Annotated in this window: 7 protein-coding genes; 4 read left to right on the top strand and 3 right to left on the bottom strand. The window is 53.3% G+C overall.

The features are described 5' to 3' along the window. Positions 1-88: 88 nt before the first annotated feature. The 3 genes from ACTQ33_RS05925 to ACTQ33_RS05915 are packed head-to-tail and all read right to left on the bottom strand — an operon-like array spanning position 89 to position 3,117. Positions 89-1,354 carry a hypothetical protein gene (locus tag ACTQ33_RS05925; protein WP_441462968.1) on the bottom strand — a complete coding sequence of 422 codons (1,266 nt, stop codon included), beginning with the start codon at positions 1,352-1,354 and terminating at the stop codon, positions 89-91. 33 nt (positions 1,355-1,387) lie between these two features. Next, positions 1,388-2,518, bottom strand: a complete 1,131-nt coding sequence (locus ACTQ33_RS05920) for a hypothetical protein (RefSeq protein ID WP_441462966.1) — start codon at positions 2,516-2,518, stop codon at positions 1,388-1,390. Then, a complete protein-coding gene (locus ACTQ33_RS05915; protein ID WP_441462965.1) occupies positions 2,515-3,117 on the bottom strand; it encodes an RNA polymerase sigma factor in 603 nt (200 codons plus the stop codon). Before ACTQ33_RS05915 ends, ACTQ33_RS05920 begins: the two co-directional genes overlap by 4 nt. Positions 3,118-3,492: 375 nt before the next feature. Between ACTQ33_RS05915 and ACTQ33_RS05910 the strand changes: the two genes are divergently transcribed. From ACTQ33_RS05910 to ACTQ33_RS05895, 4 genes are all read left to right on the top strand, one after another. Continuing rightward, positions 3,493-4,830 (top strand): sensor histidine kinase, encoded by a 1,338-nt coding sequence (locus ACTQ33_RS05910; protein ID WP_441462963.1) that lies wholly within the window; start codon positions 3,493-3,495, stop codon positions 4,828-4,830. Beyond that, positions 4,827-5,615, top strand: coding sequence for a response regulator (locus ACTQ33_RS05905; protein WP_441462961.1), 789 nt, complete (start codon positions 4,827-4,829; stop codon positions 5,613-5,615). Before ACTQ33_RS05910 ends, ACTQ33_RS05905 begins: the two co-directional genes overlap by 4 nt. Positions 5,616-5,764: 149 nt before the next feature. Beyond that, positions 5,765-6,136 (top strand): hypothetical protein, encoded by a 372-nt coding sequence (locus ACTQ33_RS05900; protein WP_441462959.1) that lies wholly within the window; start codon positions 5,765-5,767, stop codon positions 6,134-6,136. An 80-nt stretch (positions 6,137-6,216) separates the two neighbouring features. Next, positions 6,217-10,824, top strand: coding sequence for an S-layer homology domain-containing protein (locus ACTQ33_RS05895; RefSeq protein ID WP_441462958.1), 4,608 nt, complete (start codon positions 6,217-6,219; stop codon positions 10,822-10,824). Positions 10,825-11,018 lie beyond the last annotated feature (194 nt).

The raw sequence follows: 11,018 nt of genomic DNA, 5'->3' as shown, positions 1-11,018 counted from the left end.
TTGATTTATAGTGATCTTCCTATGCCGTTTACGGCGTTAGATTTTCGAAATCTGTTTGTGTTCAATCACAGAAGAATCTCTTAAATGCTTATTTCGCAGGATCTATCGTGACATAGACAGTCAGTTTATTCTGCCCCACATCGATCCAATCCATGGGCTGGGTACAATCATAATCGTAGTACAGCTGATAGCCCTCCATGGCATCAAATTCCACCTCCGTGGACTTATCCACCTGGAAAGCCTGTTCCTCGGAATTCTCTTTTCCGGGATTGATGATCACGTTCAGATAGCAGGCGTCCTCCGGGAACAGAATATTCATAGCCGCCTGCTCCTCCATGAGCCGGGGTTCATCGTAGAGAATATTGCTGCGGGTCACGGAGACTACGCTGCCGTCCTCTGCACTATGCTCCGTCACCTCCATACCGGTGATGAGGCCAGTCGCATCGTCAATAAAGTAAATGACCTCGCTGTTGATCCCTGTCAGGCCATTCTGCCTGGCGGCGGTCAGGGTGGTGGTTCCATACTCCGTGCTGTCAGCCTTGTCCACCACGGTCTCATAGTCACACGGTTGACGCGCCAGCCAGCGGTCAGACACCATGGCTTCATACTCAGACGCCGGGCACGGCGTCATCGTTTTCAGACCGTCTTTTTCGCAGGTATACAGGGCACCGGGAACGTCATCGTTGATGTATCCCGCCTCGCAGTATACGACCTGGTCAGCATCATCGTACTGTTCGTAGTCATACCACAGACGGCCATCGGAACTGACGAATTGACGGACAGTCTTATTCTTCCAGTTGTTCTCCCCGTCCCAGGTCTCGGAGACGCAGGTCACCGCGCTGTGTTCCTTCATAATCATGGGGATGCTGTTGCTGTTTCGAAGGTCTGTGATCTCCGGATCATCCTGCCCACTAATGGGCATAACGGAAGCGTTGGAGACGTCGGCTACTTTTCCATCCTTGCAGGTAACATTCAGCGCCCGGATTTCCTCCAGCGCATCATCCCTGGCATAGGTGAAAGACACAACTGTCTCGCCGTCTCCCAGCGCCCGGAAGCTGGCAACAAAGGTGCCGTCATTGTCCTCCTGCGTGAGCAGTTCCAACAGGGTGGTGTCGTCGATGGTAAAGTCCCAAATGAATCCTTCCTTTTCGGCGGGAAGGCGGACGGTCAGAATGCCTGCTTCCTGATCAATTTCATACCAGGTGTCGGATGTTTGTTCTTCCAAGGAGCTTCCGTCAGCTTTTCCTTCACTGGTGTTCTGTCGGCCGCACCCTGCCAGCAGCCCTGTCACGCAGGCGAGAGACAGGATCAGGGCAAGCACCCTTTTTACGTTGTATTTTTCTTTCTGAATCATATCATGTTACCTCGATTCTATTATGTTGATCCATCAGGGAATCCAATAGCGGATGATCTGCACCACCTGCTCCTGCCGGACAGTGATGACCGTGTTGTAGCAGTTGAAGGGCGTTTCGCTGGCCTGAATAGCCGCAGGGACGTCCTCGCACTCATAAACCAGGCCATCAGGTTCCTGTTCCAGGTCGGCGTGGTCTTCAAAGGTGCAGTCAGTGGATACGGGCAGGGTGATCGTTCCCAGATCATAGTAGATCGGCTGGTCATCCATTGCGTTGGTACAATACAGGCCGTCGTCCTCAATCAGTTCCACGCCGCCGTTTTCGATGCCGCCGTTGATGATGACGGTACCGTTATCCCGCTGGATACTCTCAACGGTCACAGGCTTCCGACAGACCTGGATCTGGTCGCCTTCTTTCAAACTCTGAATGTCTTCCAGTTCATAGCGGTCATAGTCATAAATCTTTGCGGTCAGGGAATATCCGCCCCCGGTTTTGACAAGGTCTGCCGCCGTGAAGTCCACGGAGTAGCCGCCATCGGCAAAGGCGTCCTCCGCACTGTCCATTGGATACAGCGGCATAACGTACCCCAGCTTTTCTACAATGGTTTGGGCGGTGTCCAGCAGCACCTGGGCATCGCTGCCGCCGGCAACACACCACTGCACCTCGGCCTCCGGAGCATACCAGCCCACCCAGGCCGCATCCTCGGACTTGCGCAGCTGGACGGAAACATCTTCGCCGCTCCAGTCCAGGCTCTCCGTCCAGTCAGCATAAATACCGGAGATGTCCTGGGGCTGCTCTGCCTTTAAGGCACGGCAGTAGTACGTCTGCCCGCCTTGTTCAAAATTGACTTCGGCCATTTGCTTGTCGCTTGCCCCTGTGTCGATCAGGTAGTAGGAGGTGCCGGAGGCACTGTCCGGCAGGGGGATGGAGTATCCCAGCTGCTGAAACTCAGCTGCGCTGGATTCGTGCATGGGGTTTGTGATCATGGTGGGCTGGTCAGTGCCTCGGTGGGTCATGGTGACGGCAGTTACAGCCACGGCAAGACAGGCGGCAATCGCCCCGGCGCTGTATAGCCAGGAACGCTTCTTTTTCATAGGCTGCTGCGCTTCCTCCAGCAGGTCATCATCCACGGCGTTCATCCATTTCTGAAAACGAGTTTCGTTCATAGTGTAATCCTTTCCTGTTCCAGTTCCGCGCGCAGACGTTCCCTTGTGCGGAACAGCGATGTTTTAACCTTTCCTTCGCTGGCATGGCATTCTTCCGCAATCTCCCGGATGCTCTCTCCATACCAGTAGCGGCGCAAAAAGAACACGCGGGCCTCAGCGCTCTGACGGCGCAGGAAGCCGTTCAGCACCCGGCGCAGCTCTGATGCATCCAGTTCTGTGTCCGGATCACCCTGTCCGGCAACGATCCAGGGTTCCAATTCCTCAAAAGCGTCGGTGAGGGCGGTGCTGCGCTGGGCGGCAGTATTGTACTTATAGCGGTCCAATGCCAGATTCCGGGTGATGCGGGCCAGATAGGCCCGCAAAGAGCGGGGGCGTTCCGGCGGGATGGCATTCCAGACACGAAGGTAGGTGTCACTGACACACTCTTCCGTGTCCCTGGGGTCAGTCAGGAGCCGCTGGGCCACACTGCGGCACAGCGCACCATATTTCTTCTGGGTCTGGGTAATGGCTTCCTCACACCGCTGAAAGAACAACTGAATGATCTGCTGGTCTCCCATGGCGGCTGAAAGTTGAGCTTTCTTTGTTTCGATTTGTTCCATAGTGTTTCCCCCGGTACTTGAAGCGGCTTCATCCTATTAGACGGCACCATATCCGTTTTCGTTTCAAAAGTCAAGTGGAATATTTTTGGGCTATTCCAAGTTTAATGTAAGATTATAGACGGCATCAATAAGATCGACAGTATGCTGCGTACCCCAAATTGTTGCTTGAGAGAAAGGCGCTTATCTGCTACAATCATATTGCAGTAGTACGCTCACTTTGTTGATTAAGCAGGAAAAAGGCATGTCTAACTTGCACGAAAACTGATATTATTAATTTGAAATAAAACAGAGGGTTATCGTAATGGGGGTACCCCCATTACGCAGGAATATATTCCTGCGTAATCTGTTCGGCTGTATGAAAAGAGTGTGGAACCTATGCCAAGCGTTGACAATTTAAATTTTCTCAGTGCCGGAGTGGAATTGTTTGCGGCATCTATTATGGCGATCTTATTGCTGGGCTGCTGGGAAGAACGCCAGTACAGGACAAAGACGAACAGGCTGTTTGTCGCCGTTCTTTCCATTCAGACATTGCTTCTGATCGGCGATTCGGCGATATGGCTCCTGCTGAACGAGCCGACACCGGGCAAAATCCCGCTGGTAAAAACGCTCACATTGATTACCGACATCATGACAGTGGTCCTGACCGTAGCCTATACCTATTTTCTTTCCAACTTCATCTCTCAAAAAAAGCCTATTTCTTTTGTGTTTCCCCACGCTGTATCGGCTATATGCGGTGTGGTCATCCTGCTTTGGATATTCTGTTTGTTCAATGACTGGTACATCTGGTACGACGCAGACGGCAACCAGATCGAGGGCCCGCTTTATAAGCTCTTCTGGCTGTTGGGCACACTGCTATTAATTTTCTGCGTTTTATTCACGGTATGGCATCATCGGGTGCTGGGCAGAAGAGATACCTGTATTCTCTCTACTTACGGAATATTTCCACTGATCGGGTATCTGCTGGAATCCTATTGGCCGGTCACGCCATTGCTTCTGGCACCGACTCTTTCGTTGGTGCTGCTGTATGTGATACTTCACACGCAGCAGACGCGCAGCGCTATGGAGCAGGAGATACAGCTTGCACACATGGAAACAAAACTCGCCAAACAGTCGGCAGAACTGTCTGATAGCCGGATCAACATCATGCTCAGCCAGATCCAGCCACACTTTTTGTTCAACGCCCTCACTTCTATCAGCGTACTGTGTGAAAAAAATCCGATGAAAGCGCAAACAGCGCTCAATGATTTTGCGGATTATCTGCGCGGGAATCTGGATTCTCTCAGGCGCACCGCCCCCGTTCCGTTTTCCAAGGAACTCAAGCACATCAAAATTTACCTTTCCCTGGAGCAAATGCGCTTCGAGTCGGAACTGAATGTCGTCTATGATATAGAAGCCGACAGCTTTCTGCTTCCTGCATTGACGGTGCAGCCGTTGGTGGAAAACGCGGTGAAGTACGGTGTGGGCAAGAAATCGGGCGGCGGCACCGTCACCATCTCTACGCGAGAGGAAGCGACCTGCTTTTCCATCACCGTGGCCGATGACGGCGTGGGTTATGACCCGCAGGAGACGCAATATGACGGGCGCACCCACATCGGCATCGACAACGTGCGCGCCCGTCTGGCCGCCATGGTCGGGGGGACACTGACGATCCAAAGCGAAAAAGGCCGCGGGACCTCTGCCACAATACAACTTCCAAAGGAGAAACTGACATGAACATTCTGGCAGTCGATGATGAGAGAAATGCGCTAGAGGGACTGGAAACTGTGCTGCGCCGTGCACTGCCGGAGGCGGAGGTCTACCCCTTCCGCACCAGCGCGGACGCGCTGGTGGTTGCTGAAAACACCCCCTGCGCTGTCGCCTTCCTTGATATTGAACTGCGGGACATGAACGGGCTGGAACTGGCCAAACGCCTAAAAGACCAGCACGGCGAGACCAACATCGTCTTTGTGACCGGATACAGCGAATACGCCATCGACGCCTTCGACCTCCACGCCAGCGGCTATTTGCTCAAGCCCGCAACGGTGGAAAAGGTACAGGATGCCATGGAAAACCTGAGAATACCGCCGGAAACCATCGGGCATGGCAAACGCGTCCGCATCCAGTGCTTTGGCAATTTCGAGATCTTTGTGGACGGCGTTCCGATCCGCTTTACCCGCCGGCAGACCAAGGAGCTGCTGGCCCTGCTCGTGGACCGCAAGGGCGCGATCATGAATACGGAGCAGCTTTGCGCCACACTCTTCGAGGATGCGATCCCCCTCCTGCAACAGAAAAGCAATCTGCGTAAGCTTGTTTCCGATCTCTCGGCCACCCTGCGGGCGGCGGACGCAGAATCCATCTTTCTGAAACACCGCAACAGCTTTGCCGTGGCAACGGAGAAGTTCGACTGCGACTACTATGACTTTCTGCACGGTCTGCCGTCCGGCGTCAACGCCTATGCGGGCGAGTATATGAGCCAGTATTCGTGGGCGGAGATGACGCTGGCCACACTGGAAGATTGACCCCTTTCCTATCAATATTTGCTTCAAAGAGCCTGGTTTTTCGACCGGGTTCTTTTTTTCGCCCTTGTGGACGCTGCGTGGACGCTTGCTCCTGTATCATAAGATTAACCGGATCAGAAAGCGAGGGATAGAAATCAGGTGATACCAACATGAAGATCATTGCAGTAGACCCGAACCCCGAAAAGCTGATGCGCCTGTCGGCGGAAATCAGAAAGAGTACACCGCCGGGTTCCTCCGTTGAGTGCTTCTGCGACCCGCTATACGCCCATCAGTATTCGTTCTATCATCCCGTTGACGCGCTGTATGCCGCCGCACGGATGGGCCCCCTGACCGGGCTGGAGCTTGCGGAGAATATGCGGTCAAGGTATCCTGCACTGCGTGTGTTCATTCTCTGGCACAACGATGCATTCCGGCAAGAAGCTGAGCAGTTGGAAGTGGACGGCTATCTCATCACGCCGGTCACTGCCGATGCGCTGAAAAAAACGATGGAGGATGCGGAACAATGGGACAGATCATTTTGAAAAAGAAAGGATGTTTTTTTGAAAAGAAGATGTAACACGGAACCATCAGAAAAATCATGATTTGAGGAGGTAATTTGCTGATGAAATGCAAACGAATTTTATCCATGCTGCTGACGCTGTGCATGGTAATGAGCCTGTTCGCCGGGACAACGGTCACGGCAAGCGCGGCAAGCGCGACGGAGGTTTCGACCTGGTCAGATTTGCAGAATGCTTTTACTACCGGGGGAGAAATCACGCTGCTTGGCGATGTCACGTCAACAGATTCTACTTGGAAGGGTCTGTTGACAATCCCCGAGAACGTCACGGTCACGTTGAATCTGGCCGGACATAAAATAGACAGAAACATGACAAATGCGACATCTGACGGCCAAGTAATCAAAGTTTCGGGAACACTGATTATTAATGACTCGGTAGGCGGCGGCACCATAACGGGTGGAAATTGCTCAAGAAGCCAGTTTTTGGCCGGTGCTGTGTGCGTCTTATCGGGCGGATCGTTTACACTAAATGGCGGAAGCATTTGCGGGAATAAGACAAGTGGATCCAACTGCGGCACAGGTGTTGCCGTCTCAGATAGAGCAACATTTATCATGAATGGTGGCAGCATTTGTGAGAATGTTGGGACTGGGAGTGACAGTAATGGCGGCGGCGTAGGTGCGGAATCAGATTCGACCGTAAAGCTGCTTGGCGGAAGAATCGAAAAGAATGCTGTTTCCGGATCTTCCGGCGGCGGATTAATGTTCTATAGCAACAAAGTCACTGTAGGCGGTTCCATTGTGATCAAAGACAATACAGCGAAACAGAAGACAAATAATGTCAAAAGTAGCGGTAAGTACCTCCGTTTGAGTGAAGAGAGGCCGTTGACAAACGAAGCGGAGATCGGCTGGACACTAAATACATTGAATAGCCAACCAAGTGAGACCGGTACACTTGTAGCAAAGGGCAAGAATGCCGCACAGTATGTGGATAACTTCTTTTCCGATCAGGATTCTTCTTATATTATTGGCGTAAAAGAAAACGAATCAGATGCGATTTATATTGCAACAGCCAACAGTACTGTTGTAGCGAAACCGAGCGCACGCAAGGTCGAGATTACTGCGGGTCAGCACATGACAAAAACACAGGATTCCGGTAATGCGAGTCAGACGGTTACGGCATCTGCAATAACAGATATCGTATATACCGCTGATACTGGTCACTATTTCCCTGAGAACTATGTAAGCACTATCAGTAATTTGACTGACGGAGCGCTGAACGGCATCACCGTCACAAGAAACAGTGATTCCACAATCACCGTATCGGGAACACCGACGGCTGATACAACGATCACGCTCAAGGACGCAGCGGAAATTTCCGAGCCGACCTTTAATGACGGCTTCGGCAACGCGAACATTACCTCGGGTAGTTACACGGTTGACAATGAATACGCGGTTGGCAGCGGAAAATATGTATTTGCTGGTTGGTATGCTAGCGCAGATTACTCCGGCGATGCAGTGACCGAATTTACGAACGGAACCACCTACTACGCCAAGTGGACGAAGAACGGCAAGACCGTCCGCACCACTGGCCTCGACCTGACGGTGATCAGTGAGAGCAACACCCTTGGGGCAAAATATGACAATGGCGTTTATGTAAACACAGCCGAGGGCTGGACATGGATGCCTGGTGACAACGGCGGTACGCTGCTCCTCGAAAACTGCACCATTGATGTACCCGGAGTTGCGGACTCTGCTGTGAGCTTGCCTAACGGCGCGACACTTACCACAGCAGCGAACACACAGAATACGCTGTCCAACGTCTCGACGGGTTCGATTGAGGCGCTTTGGGGTGAGGGAGCAGTTACGATTACAGGCTCCGGCAGTTTAAGTCTTAGCGGATATGAGTACGGACTATCTGCGGGCGAAATCACGATCAACGCGCCGATCACCGTGATCGCCACCAATAAGCAAAACGGTACGGCTGTCGCTGGAGGCAGCATCACAATTAATTCTGCTTTGAGCATCACGGAGCCTTCCGGTGGTCAGATTCGTGAGAACGGCGGATTTCATTATATTGCCGACAGAAATGGGAAGTTCGCGACCAACGTCGTCATCGGCGTAGCAGCTCCCACCTTCACCGACGGTCTCGGCAACGCGAACTGCGCGTTTGACACCTATACGAAGGGTGCAACCAACGACAAGGGCTACACCTTCGCCGGCTGGTTCAACGGCGAGACCGAACTGACGAGCGCTGACGCTGCGGTCGCCGGCACGACCTATACCGCCAGATGGACGAAGAACGGCAAGACCGTCCGCACCGCCGTCCTTGATCTGACCAAAATCGGTGAGAGCAATACCTTCGGCGCAACGTTGACAGGCGGCGTTTACACAAATGCCGATGAGGGCTGGAGCTGGAACCCCGAGACCAAGACTCTGACGCTCAGCGGCGCAACGATGGATATTCCCGACCGTGCGCAGGGGAGTCAAGATGATCTGGCTGCGGTTTGCCTGCCTGACGGAGCGATCATCACCACGGCAGCAGGCACACAGAACACACTGTCCAACAGCTCGACGATCGGAATGGGCAGTTCGGCGGTTCTTGGAATGGGAGCCGTTACCGTAAACGGCTTCGGCAGTTTGAGCGTCAGCGGCACAAACGCTGGATTCTATACGATGGGCAACATTGCGATCAACGCGCCTATCACTGCTACCAGCACCGGTACATCCAAGGGCTGCGGTGCAATTTTGGCTGAAGGCCACAACAACAAGGTCGAAATCAAGATTGATTCCTCTTTGAGCATTGTACAGCCTGTTGGCGGACGCGCACTGGAGTCTGAAGGAGTGGCGTGGATTGCCGCAGGGAACAATGAGGAACCCGTGTCGAATGTCGTCATCGGCGTTGCCAAGAAATACACCGTCACCTACAACACAAACGGCGGCAGCGCAGTTGGCTCTGCTACGGTTTCTGAAGGCGGCAAGCTGACTGAACCCCAAGCACCCACGAAGGATGGTTACACCTTCCACGGCTGGTATAAGGACGCAGCATTTACCAACGGCTGGAACTTTGATACGGACACCGTGACCGGCAATATCACCCTCTATGCAAAGTGGGCGGAAACGGCCAAAATCTACGGCATTTCCGGCACGGTTTATGAATCCAACGGCACAACCCCCGCTTCCGGCGTTTCTGTAAAGCTCATGAAGGGCGATACGCAGGTTGCTTCCGCCACTTCCGCACCTGACGGTACATACAGCTTCACCGGCATCGCTCCGGGCGTTTATAACATCGTCGCCGAGAAAGATGATACAACGCAGACAACTCTGGTCATTGTTACAAATCACAACGAAACAGGCAAAAATGTTACTTTGCCGCAAAGCAAGGTGAACTCCAAGCTGACGGTCAACGGTGCCGACACACCCGATGTGGTTGCCGGCGGTCTGGACAAGGAAGCGGCGGCTGTGAAGGGTGCAAACTCCAGTGCGACCTCGGTCAAGGTAGAAATGACCGTCGAGAGTAAGCGCAGCACAGAGATCGGCGATGAGGACAAAACGAGCATCGAAACTTCGGCTTCCGGCAAAACTCTGGAATACCTTGATATCAAGGTTACAAAGACTGTTGACGACACCGACAGCCCGATCACCACGACCGCAACTATGATGGAGATCATCATCCCCTACGACATGACCGGCAAGAGCAACATTACGGTCTATCGTTACCATGACGGTGTGACCGAAGCCTTTGCCGAAAACACCACCAAGGCAGATGGCACCTACTATCTGGACACAGTAAATCACCTGATCTATGTGTATACCCAGAAGTTCTCCACCTACGCCATCGGCTACAACACGCAGTCCGGCGGCGGCAGCGGCAGTGGCGGCTCTTCTTCCGGCGGCGGCTCGTCCTCCAGCAGCGGCGGCTCTTCTTCCGGCAACAGCAGCACCATTTCCACGCCCAGCGCGAAGAACGGTACCGTTTCCGTCAGTCCCAAGAGCGCAAGTAAGGGAACCACGGTGACCGTCACGGTCACACCGGACAAGGGCTATGTGCTGGAAACCCTGACCGTGACGGATGCGAGCGGGAAGAAGCTCGACCTGAAGAATTTGGGCAGCGGCAAGTACAGCTTCACAATGCCCGCAAGCAAGGTGGAGGTCAAGGCGACCTTCATGGAAGATAACACCATGCTCAATTACTTTGTGGATGTCCCCGCGTCCGCGTATTACTATGACGCAGTGCTGTGGGCAGCGGAACAGGGCATTACCGGCGGCACCGATGCCACTCACTTCTCTCCCGACGGTGTCTGCACCCGCGCGCAGGCCGTTACATTCCTGTGGAGAGCGGCCGGAAGTCCCGCGCCGAGCGCGACGGCAATGCCCTTTACTGATGTGGCCGCTGACAGTTACTATTACAACGCTGTGCTGTGGGCCATGGAGAACGGTATCACAGTGGGAACGAGCAGTACCACCTTCAGCCCGGATCTGAAGTGCTCCCGCGCACATATCATGACCTTCCTGTGGCGTTCTGAGAAATCCCCTGCGGCGGGCAGTGTGAACCCCTTCACGGACGTTTCCGCTGACGCTTACTACGCCGACGCGGTACTGTGGGCTGTCAAGGAGAGCGTCACCAACGGCACCAGTTCTGCTACCTTTAGTCCAGACGCAGACTGCACCCGCGCTCAGATCGTGACCTTTATCTGGAGGACATTAACTCGGTAAGGTTCGTCAAAGCGAAAGCAAGAAATTAATTCAATTGAAAGCTGGACGCAAAAACACAAGAGCAGAGAGCCTGCTTCCTACGAATGGGAAGCAGGCTCTTTCTTTATACAATTATCTGATCTGCACAGTTTTGTAAAGGTTTCTTGCAGTGCGATCTAGAATATTTTTCTGATTTTTCCGGGGAAATTGGCATT

The organism is Candidatus Avoscillospira sp. LCP25S3_F1 (assembly GCF_052117125.1).
In the GTDB taxonomy this organism is placed as follows: domain Bacteria; phylum Bacillota; class Clostridia; order Oscillospirales; family Oscillospiraceae; genus Avoscillospira_A.
This window is presented reverse-complemented; position numbering and strand designations above follow the sequence as displayed.